10 protein-coding genes and 1 tRNA gene are annotated in these 14,953 nt (G+C 69.0%); 9 read left to right on the top strand and 2 right to left on the bottom strand.

Annotated features, from left to right (window positions below; genetic code table 11):
- Positions 1–86 precede the first annotated feature (86 nt).
- Entirely contained in the window at positions 87–4,691 is a 4,605-nt protein-coding gene (gene gltB / locus ACFFCN_RS03665; RefSeq protein ID WP_375489772.1) for a glutamate synthase large subunit, read from the top strand.
- Between the two features lie 104 nt (positions 4,692–4,795).
- Here the strand turns inward: gltB and ACFFCN_RS03660 are convergent, their stop codons facing one another.
- Positions 4,796–5,197, bottom strand: coding sequence for a DUF6314 family protein (locus tag ACFFCN_RS03660; protein ID WP_375489771.1), 402 nt, complete (start codon positions 5,195–5,197; stop codon positions 4,796–4,798).
- An 89-nt stretch (positions 5,198–5,286) separates the two neighbouring features.
- Between ACFFCN_RS03660 and pyk the strand changes: the two genes are divergently transcribed.
- Together pyk and ACFFCN_RS03650 are read left to right on the top strand one after the other, a co-directional pair.
- Positions 5,287–6,714 (top strand): pyruvate kinase, encoded by a 1,428-nt coding sequence (gene pyk, locus ACFFCN_RS03655; protein WP_375489770.1) that lies wholly within the window; start codon positions 5,287–5,289, stop codon positions 6,712–6,714.
- The gene (locus tag ACFFCN_RS03650) at positions 6,707–7,588 is read left to right on the top strand and encodes an acyl-CoA thioesterase (RefSeq protein ID WP_375489769.1); all 882 of its coding nucleotides are present in this window, start codon (positions 6,707–6,709) and stop codon (positions 7,586–7,588) included. The genes pyk and ACFFCN_RS03650 overlap by 8 nt, the downstream gene beginning before the upstream one ends.
- A 92-nt stretch (positions 7,589–7,680) precedes the next feature.
- Here ACFFCN_RS03650 and ACFFCN_RS03645 read toward each other — a convergent pair.
- A tRNA-Leu gene (locus ACFFCN_RS03645) sits at positions 7,681–7,754 on the bottom strand.
- A 107-nt stretch (positions 7,755–7,861) separates the two neighbouring features.
- Here ACFFCN_RS03645 and ACFFCN_RS03640 point away from each other — a divergent pair.
- The 6 genes from ACFFCN_RS03640 to ACFFCN_RS03615 all read left to right on the top strand — a co-directional run bounded on the left by ACFFCN_RS03640 (position 7,862) and on the right by ACFFCN_RS03615 (position 14,877).
- A complete protein-coding gene (locus tag ACFFCN_RS03640; protein WP_375489768.1) occupies positions 7,862–8,449 on the top strand; it encodes an ANTAR domain-containing response regulator in 588 nt (195 codons plus the stop codon).
- A gap of 164 nt (positions 8,450–8,613) precedes the next feature.
- Entirely contained in the window at positions 8,614–9,828 is a 1,215-nt protein-coding gene (locus ACFFCN_RS03635) for a branched-chain amino acid ABC transporter substrate-binding protein (RefSeq protein ID WP_375489767.1), read from the top strand.
- A 126-nt stretch (positions 9,829–9,954) separates the two neighbouring features.
- Complete coding sequence (locus tag ACFFCN_RS03630) at positions 9,955–10,899, top strand: branched-chain amino acid ABC transporter permease (RefSeq protein WP_375489766.1); 945 nt, start codon at positions 9,955–9,957, stop codon at positions 10,897–10,899.
- Entirely contained in the window at positions 10,896–13,178 is a 2,283-nt protein-coding gene (locus tag ACFFCN_RS03625; protein WP_375489765.1) for a branched-chain amino acid ABC transporter permease, read from the top strand. Before ACFFCN_RS03630 ends, ACFFCN_RS03625 begins: the two co-directional genes overlap by 4 nt.
- Positions 13,179–14,120: an ABC transporter ATP-binding protein gene (locus tag ACFFCN_RS03620; protein WP_375489764.1), complete on the top strand. Its 942-nt coding sequence runs from the start codon at positions 13,179–13,181 to the stop codon at positions 14,118–14,120.
- Complete coding sequence (locus ACFFCN_RS03615; RefSeq protein ID WP_375489763.1) at positions 14,113–14,877, top strand: ABC transporter ATP-binding protein; 765 nt, start codon at positions 14,113–14,115, stop codon at positions 14,875–14,877. Before ACFFCN_RS03620 ends, ACFFCN_RS03615 begins: the two co-directional genes overlap by 8 nt.
- Positions 14,878–14,953 lie beyond the last annotated feature (76 nt).

The following is a 14,953-nucleotide window of genomic DNA, read 5'->3' as shown; positions in this document are numbered from 1 at the left end:
GGTAACCTCAACCTTGCTCCACGGGCCGATGTCGTCCCGGTCGCGGTCCGGCGGCTCCCGCAAGCGCCGGTCGCCCCCAGTACCCGATGCGTCGACAGTCGTCAGGAGACCGCGTGCCCGCCTTTTCCGCGCTGCCCCCGGCACAGGGGCTCTACGACCCGCAGCACGAATCCGACGCCTGCGGTGTCGCGTTCGTCGCGGATCTGCACGGACGCGCCAGCCACGACATCGTCGCCCATGCGCTGACCGCGCTGCACAACCTCGACCACCGCGGCGCGGCCGGCGCCGAACCGTCCTCCGGCGACGGCGCGGGCATCACGGTGCAGGTCCCGGACGCGTTCCTGCGGGCCGTCGTCGAGTTCGCCCTGCCCGCCGCGGGCGCCTACGCGACGGGCATCGCGTTCCTGCCGGCCGACGAGGAAGCCGCGGCCGGGGTGCGCGCGCTCGTCGAGGACGTCGCGGCCGAGGAGGGCCTCACCGTGCTCGGCTGGCGCAGCGTGCCGGCCGTCGTCGACAGCCTGGGCCCGACGGCGCGCAGCGTCATGCCGTCGTTCGCGCAGCTGTTCGTCGCCGGGGCGGCCGGTGAGCACGGCATGGATCTCGAGCGGCGCGCCTTCGCGCTGCGGAAGGTGGCCGAGCGGCGCGCCACGCAGGAACGCGCCGAGCTGTACTTCCCGTCGCTGTCCACGCGCACGCTCGTCTACAAGGGCATGCTGACCACCGACCAGCTCGGTGCGGTCTTCCCGGACCTGTCCGACGAGCGGTTCGTCAGCGCGATCGGCCTGGTGCACAGCCGGTTCTCGACGAACACGTTCCCGTCCTGGCCGCTCGCGCACCCGTTCCGCTACATCGCGCACAACGGCGAGATCAACACGATCCGCGGCAACCGCAACTGGATGCGCACCCGCGAGGCGCTGCTCGAGTCCGACCTGATCCCCGGGGACCTCAAGCGGCTGTTCCCGATCTGCACGCCGGACGCCAGCGACTCCGCCACGTTCGACGAGGTGCTCGAACTGCTGCACCTGGGCGGGCGCAGCCTGCCGCACGCGGTGCTGATGATGATTCCGGAGGCCTGGGAGAACAACCCGGGCATGGACCCGGCGCGGCGCGCCTTCTACGAGTTCCACTCGTGCCTGATGGAGGCGTGGGACGGCCCGGCGTGCGTCAATTTCACCGACGGAACGGTGATCGGCGCGGTGCTCGACCGCAACGGGTTGCGGCCCGGCCGGTGGTGGCGGACCAGCGACGACCTCGTGGTGCTGGGCAGTGAGTCCGGCGTGCTCGACCTAGACCCTGCGACGGTCGTCGCCAAGGGCCGGTTGCAGCCGGGCCGGATGTTCCTGGTCGACACGGCGCGCGGCGAGATCTCCAGCGATGACGACCTCAAGGCCGAGCTCGCCGCCGAGCAGCCGTACGACGAGTGGTTGCACGCGGGCCTGATGCACCTGGACGACCTGCCCGAGCGTGAGCACGTGGTGTTCTCGCACGAGTCGGTGACCCGCCGGCAGCAGATCTTCGGCTACACCGAGGAAGAGCTGCGGGTGCTGATCGCGCCGACTGCGAAGGCCGGCGCCGAGCCGATCGGGTCGATGGGCAGCGACACACCGGTCGCGGTGCTGTCCAAACGTCCCCGGATGCTCTTCGACTACTTCACCGAGCTGTTCGCGCAGGTCACCAACCCGCCGCTGGACGCGATCCGCGAGGAACTGGTCACGTCACTGGCCGGTGCGATCGGTCCTGAACGGAACCTGCTCGACCCCGGGCCGGCATCCTGCCGGCAGGTCGTCATCCCGCGTCCGGTCCTCGACAACGACGAGCTCGCCAAGATCTGGCACATCAACGCCGACGGCGACATGCCCGGCCTGCGCTGCCAGCTGATCGACGGCCGCTACCGGGTGCACGGCGGCGGCGAGGCGCTGGCCGCGGCGCTCGAGCGGGTGCGCCGCGAGTGCTCCGCGGCCGTCGACGCGGGCGCGCGCATCCTCATCCTGTCCGACCGCAACTGCGATCCCGACCACGCACCGATCCCGTCGCTGTTGCTGACCTCGGCAGTGCATCAGCACCTCATCCGCACCGGGGAGCGCACCCAGGTCGGCCTGATCGCCGAAACGGGCGAGGCGCGCGAGGTGCACCACATCGCGCTGCTGCTCGGCTACGGCGCCGCAGCCGTCAACCCGTATCTCGCCTTCGAGACCATCGAGGATCTGGTCAGTTCCGGAGCAATCCGAGACATCGCAGGCGCCGCAGGCGCCGCGCCGGGCGCTGACGCGCGCAGCGCCGTCCAGAATTTCGTCAAGGGGTTGAGCAAGGGCGTGCTGAAGGTGATGTCCAAGATGGGCATCTCCACGATCCAGAGCTATACGGGTGCGCAGGTCTTCGAGGCGTTCGGTCTGTCGAAGTCACTGGTCGAGGAGTACTTCGGCGCGACGCCGTCGCGGCTCGGCGGCATCGGCCTGTCGACGATCGCCGACGAGGTCGCAGCCCGCCACGACGCCGCGTTCCCGCTCGTCGCGTCGTCGCGGGCGCACCGGCGCCTGGACGTCGGGGGCGAGTACCAGTGGCGCCGCGAGGGTGAGCTGCACCTGTTCAATCCGGAGACGGTGTTCCTGCTGCAGCACGCCACCCGGCAGCGCCGCTACGAGGTGTTCCGCGAATACACCGACAAGGTCGAGCAGATGAACCGCGACGGCGGCACGCTGCGCGGGCTGTTCGAACTGCGCACCGGCGACCGGCCGCCGGTGCCGCTGGACGAGGTCGAACCGGCCGAGGAGATCGTCCGGCGGTTCGCGACCGGTGCGATGAGCTACGGGTCCATCTCGGCCGAGGCGCACGAGACGCTTGCCATCGCGATGAACCGGATCGGGGGCAAGTCGAACAGCGGTGAGGGCGGCGAGGACGCGCGCCGCTTCGAGGCCGACGAGCGCGGCGACCTGCGCCGTTCCGCGGTCAAGCAGGTGGCGTCCGGCCGGTTCGGCGTCACGTCGCACTACCTCGTCAACGCCGACGACATCCAGATCAAGGTTGCGCAGGGCGCGAAGCCGGGCGAGGGCGGCCAGCTGCCCGGATTCAAGGTGTATCCGTGGATCGCGCGGACCCGGAACTCCACACCTGGTGTCTCGCTGATCTCGCCGCCGCCGCACCACGACATCTACTCCATCGAAGATCTCGCGCAATTGATCCACGACCTGAAGAACGCCAACCCGCAGGCCCGCGTGCATGTCAAGCTCGTGTCCGAGGCAGGGGTCGGCACGGTGGCTGCGGGCGTGTCGAAGGCGCACGCGGACGTCGTACTCATCTCCGGCCACGACGGCGGCACCGGCGCGGCACCGCTGACGTCGCTCAAGCACGCCGGCCTGCCGTGGGAGCTCGGCCTCGCCGAGACCCAGCAGACGCTGCTGCTCAACGGGCTGCGCGACCGCATCTCGGTGCAGGTGGACGGGGCGATGAAGACCGGGCGTGACGTCGTCGTCGCCGCGCTGCTCGGTGCCGAGGAGTACGGCTTCGCCACCGCACCGTTGATCGTCTCGGGCTGCATCATGATGCGTGTCTGTCACCTCGACACGTGTCCGGTCGGCGTCGCGACCCAGAACCCCGTCCTGCGCGAACGGTTCAACGGCAAGCCGGAGTTCGTCGAGACGTTCTTCGCCTACGTGGCCGAGCAGGTGCGCGAGATCCTCGCGTCGCTGGGCTTCCGCTCCCTGGACGAGGCGATCGGCCGGGTCGACGCGCTGGACACCGCGAAGGCCATCGACCACTGGAAGGCCGACGGGCTGGATCTCGGGCCGATCCTGTCCGTGCCGGCCAACCCGTACGAGCAGGCGGTGCGCCGCGTCCGCGAACAGGACCACGCGCTCGACGTCGCGCTGGACAACACGCTGATCCAGCTGTGCGAGGGCGCGCTGCTCGACGCGTCGCCGGTGAAGCTCGAGTTGCCGGTGCGCAACGTCAACCGCACGGTCGGCACGATGCTCGGCTCACTGGTCACTCGCCGGTACGGCGCGGACGGCCTGGCGCCGGGCACGATCGACATCACGTTCACCGGTTCGGGCGGTCAGTCGTTCGGCGCGTTCCTGCCCCGCGGCATCACCATGCGCTTGCTCGGGGACACCAACGACTACGCGGGCAAGGGGCTGTCCGGCGGCGTGCTCGCAGTGCGTCCGCACCCGGATGCGCAGTTCGTCGCCGAGGACAACGTCATCGCCGGCAACGTGATCGCCTACGGCGCGACGAGCGGCGAGATCTACCTGCGCGGCGTCGTGGGGGAGCGGTTCTGTGTGCGCAACTCCGGCGCGACCGTCGTGGCCGAGGGCGTTGGCGACCACGCGCTGGAGTACATGACCGGCGGGACGGCCGTCGTGCTCGGGCGCACCGGGCGCAACGTGGGCGCGGGCATGTCCGGCGGTTATGCCTACGTGCTGGATCTCGACGCGTCTCTCGTCAACGGCGAACTCGTCGACGCGGCGGCGCTGACCGACGAGGACGCCGAGCGGCTGCACGCGATCGTCGTCGAGCACGTGCGCTGTACGGACTCCGCGGTGGGCCGGGCGTTGCTCGCCGACTGGCCGGCGGCGGTGGCCCGGTTCAGCGCCGTGGTGCCGCGCGACTTCAAGCGCGTCCTCGAGGCGACGCGGCAGGCGCAGGCCGACGGCGTGGACGTCGACGAGGCCGTCATGGCCGCCGCCAAGGCCTGACCCGTTCCGCCGCCCGTTCTGCTTCTTGCATGCTGAGATGACCACTTTGGGCGCCGGAATGTGGTCATCCGGAACCGGGAGAAGCAGAGCGAGCGGGACGGTGGTCAGCGGGTGCAGCGGGTGACGAGTCGCTGATCCTTCGCGGGGCCGGTGACGTCCCAGAGAATGCGCAGCCGCTGCGGCGCGACGTCGACCAGTCCGCGGTACATGTCGGCGCGGCAGGGATGCGTGACGACCTCGCCGGGGCGCCATGGATGGAACACGCCGCCGTCGGCGAAGCGCATCGTCCAGCCGCCGCCGTGACCGTCCGGGGTCAGCAGCAACTCGCGCGAGGAGTCGAAACGCTGCCCCGCGAACAGGAACCGGCCGCGCTCGAGCCAGCGCAGCCCGTCGTCGGCCGGCTCGAGCGTCAGCGTGCCCGTCACCGTGCCGAACGCGCCGAGCCGGCGGTCGTGCACGCGGCGCCCCAGACGCCAGGTGCCGGCCAGCTCGGCGGGTGATGTCACGACAGCGATCGTGCCAGCCGCCCCGCGGCCACGACGCCGCTGGGACGCGGTGGAAGCGGTTTCCGGGCGACAAGCCCTACCCTGGACGCGTGACGCGGCACGCCAAGATCGTCTGCACACTGGGCCCGGCGACGGACACGCCGGAGCGCGCCCGGGCCATGGTCGAGGCCGGCATGGACGTCGCGCGGCTGAACTTCAGCCACGGCGCGCACGCCGACCACGGCCGGCGCTTCGCCGAGGTACGCCAGGCAGCACGGGCAGCCGGACGCAACGTGGCGGTGCTCGCGGACCTGCAGGGCCCGAAGATCCGCCTCGGGACGTTCGGCGACGGCCCGGTCATCTGGGCCACCGGCGAGCGGGTGCGTATCACCGTCGAGGACTGCGTCGGTACGCACGACCGCGTTTCGACGACGTACAAGCAACTGGCCGACGACGTCCGCCCCGGTGACCGCCTGCTCGTCGACGACGGCAACGTCGCACTGATCGCCGTCGAGGTCGAGGACGGCACCGACGTCGTGTGCGACGTCACCGAGGGCGGCCCGGTCAGCAACAACAAGGGCCTGTCACTGCCCGGCGTGGACGTCAGCGTCCCGGCCATGTCGGACAAGGACGCCGCGGACCTGGAGTTCGCACTCAAGCTCGGCGTCGACTTCGTCGCGCTGTCCTTCGTGCGCAACCCCGAGGACGTCAAGCTCGTGCAGCGCGTCATGGACGACGTCGGCGTCCGGGTGCCGGTGATCGCCAAGATCGAGAAGCCGGAGGCCGTCGACAGCCTCGAGGACATCGTGCTCGCCTTCGACGGCGTGATGGTGGCCCGCGGCGATCTCGGCGTGGAGATGCCGCTGGAGCAGGTGCCGGTGGTGCAGAAGCGCGCCGTGCAGATCGCCCGCAGCAACGCCAAGCCGGTGATCGTCGCGACGCAGATGCTCGACTCGATGATCACGCATTCGCGCCCGACGCGCGCCGAGGCGTCCGACGTCGCCAACGCCGTCATCGACGGCGCGGACGCGGTGATGCTCTCGGGCGAGACGAGCGTCGGCAAGTACCCGGTGCAGTCGGTGGCCACGATGAGCCGCATCATCTCCTCGGTGGAGGAGTCCGGCGCAAAGCCGGCCGCGCTGCAACGGCCTCCGCGCACGCCGGGCGGCGCGATCGTCAAGGCGGCCAAGGACATCGGCGACGCGCTGGGTGCCGTGGCGCTCGTCGCGTTCACGCAGACCGGCGACACCGCTCGTCGACTGGCGCGGCTGCAACCCACCCAGCGGTTGCTGGTGTTCACCCCGCTGGAGACCGTGCAGCGGCAGATGGCCCTGCTGTGGGGCGCCGAGGCGCACCTCGTGTGGACGGTGAACACCACCGACGACATGGTGCGCCAGGTGGACTCCGCGCTCATCAACCGCGGCGTGTGCCACCCGCACGATCTGGTTATCGTCGTCGCCGGGACGCCGCCGTCGACGCCCGGTTCGACCAACACGATCCGGGTTCACCACATCGGCGACGTCGTACGCAATGGTTGATTTGGCAGAACCGCTCGTCGGGCAGGAAGCCGTGGACGGGTTGATCCGGCTGCTCGACCTGGAGCGCATCGAGCACGACATCTTCCGCGGCGTCAGCCCGAAGTCGCGTTGGCAGCGGGTGTTCGGCGGCCAGGTGGCCGGCCAGGCACTCGTCGCGGCCGGGCGGACCGTCGACCCGGACCGACGCGTGCACTCGCTGCACTCGTACTTCGTGCGCGCCGGCAACCCGACCATCCCGATCGTGTACGAGGTCGACCGGGTGCGCGACGGCCGGTCGTTCTCCACGCGCCGGGTCATCGCGGTGCAGGACGGGCAGACGATCTTCTCGCTGTCGGCGTCGTTCCAGCTCGTGCAGGACGGCATCGAGCACCAGGAGCCGATGCCCGACGCACCCGCGCCGGACACGCTGCCGCTGCTCGACGACAGGATCGGTGACGCCGCGGAGGTCGCGGCGTTCTACCGCGTGCTGCCGCGGCCCATCGACATCCGCTACGTCGACGACCCGCCGTGGCAGCAGCGCGCGCACGGTCCGCGCACGGGTCTGAGCCGCGTCTGGATGAAGGCCGACGGCACGCTGCCCGACGATCCGCTGTTGCACGTCTGTGTGTTGACCTTCGCCTCGGATATGACGCTGCTCGACTCGGTGCTCGCGCGGCACGGGCTGGCGAACGGCCCGGACAAGCTCACGATGGCCTCGCTCGACCACGCGATGTGGTTCGAGCGGCCGTTCCGCGCCGACGACTGGTTGCTCTACGCGAGCACGTCGCCGTCGGCGTCGGGTGGTCGCGGTCTCGCGACCGGGCGGTTCTTCACCAGGGACGGCACGATGGCCGCCAGCGTGGTGCAAGAAGGCATGATCCGCGTCCGATCCTGAGTGCCGCGCGGTCCGTGGCGACGCTGCGGGCTGTTTGCCGGCGTGTCGCCCCGCAGCATCGCCACACGGCGCGGGATTGCCCCGCGCATCGGTGCCCCCGGTGGGAGTCGAACCCACACTGGACGGGTTTTGAATCCGTGGCCTCTGCCGGTTGGGCTACAGGGGCGTCACCTGTTGGAAATGTTAGCCGGTCTAGTCTGGTGAACCGTTCGACGAGGAACTACAGGGAGCACTGTGGCTGCCGCACCAGCGACTTCGCCGGCACCGGATCCGATGCGCGTCCTCATCGCCGAGGACGAGGCGCTGCTGCGTCTCGACCTGCGCGAGATGCTCGAGGAGGAGGGTTTCGTCGTCGTCGGCGAAGCCGCGGACGGTGAGCAGGCCGTCGCCCTCGCGCGTGAGACGACGCCGGACCTCGTCATCTGCGACGTCAAAATGCCGAAGATGGACGGCATCGCCGCGGCGGCACAGATCACCGAGGCGCGCATCGCGCCGGTGGTCATGCTGACCGCCTTCAGCCAGCGCGACCTCGTCGAGCGCGCGCGTGACGCCGGCGCGATGGCCTATCTGGTCAAGCCGTTCCAGAAGCGCGACCTGCTGCCGGCGATCGAGATGGCGGCGTCGCGCTTCGCCGAGATCCGCGCCCTGGAGTCCGAGGTCACCGGCCTGCGCGAGCGGCTCGAGGCGCGCAAGCTGATCGAACGGGCCAAGGGCGCGCTGATGACCCAACACGCGTTGAGCGAGCCGGAGGCCTTCCGGTGGATTCAGCGCGCGGCGATGGACAACCGCACGTCGATGCGCTCGGTCGCTGAGTTGGTACTGAACGGCAGCACCGAAGAGTCACCGGCTACTGCCCGGTAGGCCCCCGAATCTGGTGGAGATTTGGTTACGACGCCACGTCGCGTGGGGCACTTGGTTCCTCTGAGCCAGCCGATGGGCTAACGTCCCGCCAACCGAGTTCGCGCTCACGCGCTCTCGACGAATTCCGATGCCTTACGGGAGGCAAAGCAGTGCGATCACGAGCAATGACGACGACCGTCGTGCTGGCCACGGCGGCGGCTGTGGCGCTGGCCGGCTGTTCCAGCAGCGGCGGGAGCAAGAAGAAGAGCGGCGGCGGCCTGAACGGCGGCAGCAGCTCGTCGGGCAGCAGCGGGGGCGCAGCGCAGAACTACACCATCGGCTTCATCGGTGCACTGTCCGGCAGCAACGCCCAGCTCGGCATCAACGAGCGCAACGGCGCGCAGCTCGCCATCGACCAGGCCAACGCGTCGGGCAAGTACAAGTTCAAGGTCACCCTGCTGCCGGCCGACTCCGAGGGTGACCCGGCCAAGGCGCCGGCCGCGGCCACCCAGCTGATCTCCAACGCCAAGGTGATCGGCGTGATCGGCCCGGCGTTCTCCGGTGAGAGCAAGGCCGTGGACCCGAGCTTCTGCAAGGCCAGCCCGCCCATGCCGATCGTGACCGCCTCGGCGAGTGAAGGCGATCTGCAGAGCAAGGGCTACACCTGCTGGCATCGCATCATCCCGAACGACAACGTCGAGGGCACGCAGGGCGCCGATTGGCTGGCGCGCACCGGGTCGAAGAACGTCTTCGTGCTCGACGACCAAAGCGCGTACGGGCAGGGCGTGGCCGGGACCATGGGCTCGGAGCTCAAGAAGAAGGGCGTCAAGGTCCAGACCGGCAGCATCAACGGTATGACCACGACCAACTACCGGCCGATCGCGCAGAAGATTGCGAACTCGGGCGCGGACGCGGTCTTCTACGGCGGTTACGACGCGCAGGCCGCGCTGCTGGCCAAGGCCCTGACCGGTGCCGGCTTCAAGGGTCGCAGGGTGACCGGCAACGGTGGCAAGTCGTCGATCTTCACCAAGAACGCCGGCACGGCCGGCAACGGCTGGTACTTCACCTGCGGTTGCCAGGACGCCACCGTCGCTCCGGGGGCGAAGGCGTTCGCGGCTGCCTACCAGGCGAAGTTCAAGACCGCGCCGTCGACGTACTCGCCCGAGGCTTTCGACGTAGCCAACCTGTTCATCGACTCGATCAACAAGGCGTCGTCGTCCGGGCCGGTCACCCGCACCAGCTTGCTGACGGCGCTGAACGCGGAGAACTACAAGGGCATCACGACCACGATCAAGTTCCAGAGCAACGGCGAGGTCGAGGCGTCCAACCTGGTCGTGAATCTCTTCCGGCAGGAGAGCGGCGTGATCAAGGGGCTCGGCGACATCAACCAGGCGAAGTAACCGCCCGGCTGATCAACGTGCGGGAGGTGGGCGAGCCGGTTCCGGCTCGCCCACCTTCGTCAGAGCGTCGAAATCCGTCGTGAAGCCGACGAGCAACACGTCGTCGGGCCAAGGGGAGTCTCTTTCGTGAGCGCATCGCAATCCGTCGGGCAGGAGTTCGTCCAGTACCTGATACTGGGCCTGGAGCAAGGGTCGATCTACGCACTGATCGCGCTCGGGTACACGTTGGTCTACGGTGTCCTGCAGCTGATCAACTTCGCACACAGTGAAGTGTTCATGGCCGGCGGCTTCGGCAGTCTGCTCGTCGTCAATCAGCTGACGAAAAGCGGCCATACGAGCGGGCTCGACGCTGTCCTGGTGATGATCGTCGGCGGCCTGACGGGTGCGGTGTGTGGTGCCGCGGTCGCGTTCGCGCTGGAGAAGGTCGCGTACAAGACACTGCGCCGAAGTCGCGCTCCGAAGCTGGCCTTCCTGATCAGCGCCATCGGTGCCTCGTTGTTCTTGTCCAACCTGGCCGGCAAGCTGTTCAACCACATCCAGAACAACCAGATCAACAACTTCTTCAACGAGGACAAGGCGCTGTTCTCGATCGCCGGCGCGAAGGTCCAACTTCTGCAAGCGATCATCATCGTGGTTGCGCTCGTGACGATGGTCTTCCTCGACACCCTGGTGAACCGCACGAAGCTCGGTCGCAGCGTCCGTGCAGTCGCGGAGGACGCGCCTACGGCGGCACTGATGGGTATCGACATCGACAAGACGATCTCGCGCACCTTCGTCATCGGCGGTGCGCTGGCGGGCATGGCGGGCTTCATGTTCGGCCTGTACAGCACCGTCTTCTACCTGATGGGTTTCACGCCCGGGGTGAAGGCCTTCGCGGCCGCGGTGCTCGGCGGCATCGGCAACATCCGCGGCGCGATGATCGGTGGTCTCATCCTCGGTGAGGTGGAGGTCATGGTCGGCTGGTTGACCGACCCGAAGTGGGAGGACATCAGCAGCTTCATCGTGCTGGTGCTGATTCTGCTCGTGCGGCCCACCGGCATCCTCGGCGAGCGGCTGGGGCGTGCCGCGTGAACGCCTCGGCCAACGCGATGATCAAGCGCCTCGCGGCGTGTCTGGCCGGCGGCCTCGTCCTGGCGCTGATGATCGGCCCGCAAGAGGGAACGCAGAACGACCTGGGGCTCGCCTTCCATCAGGCCATCTTCAACGTGCGCGTGATCTGGTTCCTGCTGATCGGCGTCGCGCTGTTCCTGCTGGTCACCTTCTACCCCTATGTCCAGCCCTATTTCCGTCGTCCGGGCGTCGCACCGATGGTCGCCGGCGTGCTGGCCGTGCTCATCTCGCAGTTCGTGATGAACTGGTTGGACGGGCTGAGCGCGAAGTTCGGCCCGCTCGCGGACAAGGTGTCGCAGACGGACGGGCTGTCGGCATTGACCACCGCCTTCTTCGCGTGGCTGGCCTGGACGTTGCTCGTGCTCTGCGTCATCGCCGTCGCGGTCGCGATCGGTTTCCGCACCGTGCTGCACACGCTCTCGTTGGCCGCCGGCATCGCAGCCGCCGTGCTCGGCGTCGTCGGCGCAGTCCTCGCCTATGTCGCGCACGCCGACGTCGTCGACTTCACCATCAACGACTCCGGTCCCGACCACTCGTTCGGCGTGTACGCCGACATCATCGGGTTCCTCGTCCTGGCCGGGGCCGGAATCACGGCCGCCGTATCGCGCGCCGAGGTCGCCGATCCGCGCGCCTTCCTGAGCCGGGTACTGGACTACCGCGCCGGCCTGCTGTTCAGCGCACTGGCGACGGTGTGGGGTCTGCTCGCCTTCCTCAGCGCCGGGTGGTTCGGGGCGCAACCGCCGACGAACTGGACGCTCTCGGTGGCCAGCGACCGGTTCGAGGGCACCGGTGTGGGAGCGTTGCCGAGCGCGTATCTGGGTTGGCTCGGCCTGACGTTGTTCCTGGTGTGCGCGATCGGTGCGCTCGTGGCGGCGTACCTGCGCATCGAGTTGCTCGCCTGGGGTATCGCTGTGCTGTCCCTGGTCTCGATGGTGCTGACCTTCGCGACGCTGGAGGCGATGACCAGCACGGCCACCCGCGAAGCGCCGCAGTACGGCGCGAAATGGCAGAACCTGGGCGTGGGCGGTTGGACGGCCTGCCTGGTCTTCGTGATCTTGCTCGGCGCAGCCCTGCAGAGCGCCACGGTGGCGCGGGCCGAGCGCCGTGCCGAAGCCGGGGCGCTGCGCGACCGCGCGGCGGAGCGCACCGGCCTCGGCGCCAACATCCGGCTGCCGTTCACCGCGGTCGTGGAACAAGTGCGGCGTTCGGCCGCATCACGGGCCGTCCTGGTCGCGACGATCGGCATCGCGCTGTTCTACCCGCCGACGCTGCCCAGCACCTGGCAGAACGTCCTCGTCAGCCAGATCGGGGTCTACCTGCTGCTGGCCGTCGGTCTCAACGTGGTCGTGGGCTGGGCCGGTCTGCTCGACCTGGGATACATCGCGTTCTACGAGATCGGTGCGTACACGACCGCGTACTTCGTCGGCGCGTTGCCCGGTGCGCAACCGCCGAGCTGGCTGCACTGGCCGGCCTACGCGGTCATCCCGGTCGCGGTGATCGCCTGCCTGATCGCCGGCGTGCTGCTCGGAGCACCGACGTTGCGGTTGCGCGGCGACTACCTCGCGATCGTCACCCTCGGCTTCGGCGAGATCATCCAGGTGCTGGCGTTGAACAACCCCGGTGGCTTGACCGGTGGCTCGGTCGGCCCGACGATCCCGCACCCGCGCATCGACATACCGCTGCTGCACATCACCTTCGGGCAGGACTTCCTGCCCTACTGGTACGCGCTGCTCGTGATCCTCGTCATCGTCATCGTGTTGTTCTACCGGCTGGAGAACTCGCGGATCGGTCGGGCGTGGGCGGCCATCCGTGAGGACGAGATCGCAGCGCAGGCGAGCGGCGTCAACACCACCCGCGTCAAGCTGCTCGCCTTCGCGATCGGCGCCTCGACGTCGGGGCTCGCGGGATGGTTCTTCTCGACCCAGGTCGGCTATTTCGACCCGTCGCTTTTCACCTTGCAGGTGTCGATCCTTATCGTCGCCTACGTGGTGTTCGGTGGCATGGGCTCGTTGCCCGGCGCGATGGCGGGCGCCGCGGTGCTGACCTGGCTGCCGCAGTTCCTCAAGTCGCAGGTGCCGCTCGAGGACCGGCAGATGTGGGTGGGGGCGCTCGTGCTCGCGATGATGATCTTCCGGCCGGCGGGCTTGCTGCCGGCCAAGCGGCGCCGCGCCGAGCTCGAGGGCCTCGACGCGACGTCGAGCGCCGAGACCCGCGCCGTCCCTGCGTCGGAAGGCCTCTAGATGACCACGGCAACCGAGCCGGACGCGCCGGCCGAGCAGGATCTGGTCTTCGACATCGAGCACGTCACACTGCGCTTCGGCGGTGTCGTCAGCCTCAACGACGTGTCCATGACGATGCGGCGCGGCGAGATCCTCGCGGTGATCGGTCCGAACGGCGCCGGCAAGACCTCACTGTTCAACTCGTTGACCGGCGTCTACAAGCCGCAGCAGGGATCGATCGTGGCGGTCGGCCGGGCCGGGGAGCAGGCACGCAGCGTGCTCGGCATGAAGACCCACGTCATCAACCACTTGGGCATCGCGCGTACCTACCAGAACATTCGGCTCTTCCCGGCCCTCACCGCGCTCGAGAACGTCAAGATCGGTATCGAGACGCGGCAGAAGTCCGGGCCCATCGCCTCGATGCTCGGCCTGCCGTGGCAACGACGGGAGGAGCGCGAGAGCAGCCGGACCGCGCTCGAGTTGTTGCGTGAGGTCCGGCTCGCCGAGCGGGCGAACGAACTCGCCGGCTCACTGGCCTACGGCGAGCAGCGTCGACTGGAGATCGCCCGCGCACTCGGCACGGCACCCGGGGTGTTGTTGCTCGACGAGCCCGCCGCCGGCACGAACCCCGCGGAGAAGCGCGATCTCGCTGAACTGATCCGCCGGATCAACCGCGACCGCGGCACCAGCGTGCTGCTCATCGAGCACGACATGAAACTGGTGATGTCCATCGCCGATCGCATCGTGGTGCTCAACTTCGGCGAGAAGATCGCCGAGGGCACGCCGCAGGCAATTCAGCGGGACCCGGTCGTGGTGGCGGCCTACCTCGGCACACCGGGTGACGACGCGGCTGACAAGGCCGGTGACGACGTCGCGCCCCAGCCGGCCATGCACCTGATCGACATCGACGAGGTGGCCGCCGAGCACGCCCGTGCGGACGAGGATGGCACCGACCATGACTGACGCCCGACCTGACCTGTCGAAGCCCGTCGCTGCGTGCGAGACGCTGCTCGACGTCGACGACATCGAGGTCCGCTACGGCGCGATCGCCGCGCTCAAGGGGATCAGTTTCACCGTAGGCCGGGGCGAGGTCGTCGCGCTGCTCGGCGCGAACGGCGCCGGCAAGACGACCACGCAGAAGACCGTGTCCGGCATGATGCGCCCGGCCCGTGGCTCGATCACCCTCGGCGGCCGGCGCATCGACGGCATTCCGGCGCACGACCTGATCCGCCTCGGCGTCTGCCACGTTCCCGAGGGGCGGCACGTGTTCCCGCGGATGACCGTCGCCGAGAACCTCGAGATGGGCGCGTTCCGGTTCAAGTCCGTCGACCGTAAAGACATCGACCGCGTGCTCGAGATGTTCCCTCGGCTGCGCGAGCGCTACAAGCAGCCCGCCGGCACGCTGTCCGGCGGCGAGCAGCAGATGCTGGCCATCGGCCGCGCGCTGATGGGCAAGCCCGAACTGTTGCTGCTCGACGAGCCGTCGATGGGGCTCGCGCCCCTGATCGTGGCACAGATCTTCGACATCGTCCGCGAGATCAACGAGCTCGGCGTCACCGTGCTGCTGGTCGAACAGAACGCCGCCCAGGCTCTCAGTCTGGCCGACCGCGGTTACGTGCTCGAGACCGGCGAGATCGTCCTGCAGGGCACCGGCCCGGAACTGCTGGCCGACGACCGCGTGCGCGCCGCCTACCTCGGCGAGGAGATCGTCGCCGGCTGAATGTGTACCGGCCGGTACGAACCACCCGTTGTCGGGACCTCCGCCGCACCCTTATGGTTGCCGAGGCAACTCATCG

This window comes from uncultured Jatrophihabitans sp. (assembly GCF_964246335.1).
GTDB lineage: Bacteria > Actinomycetota > Actinomycetes > Mycobacteriales > Jatrophihabitantaceae > Jatrophihabitans.
Note: the sequence above shows the minus strand (reverse complement) of the source record. Positions and strands in the feature narration are given on the sequence as shown.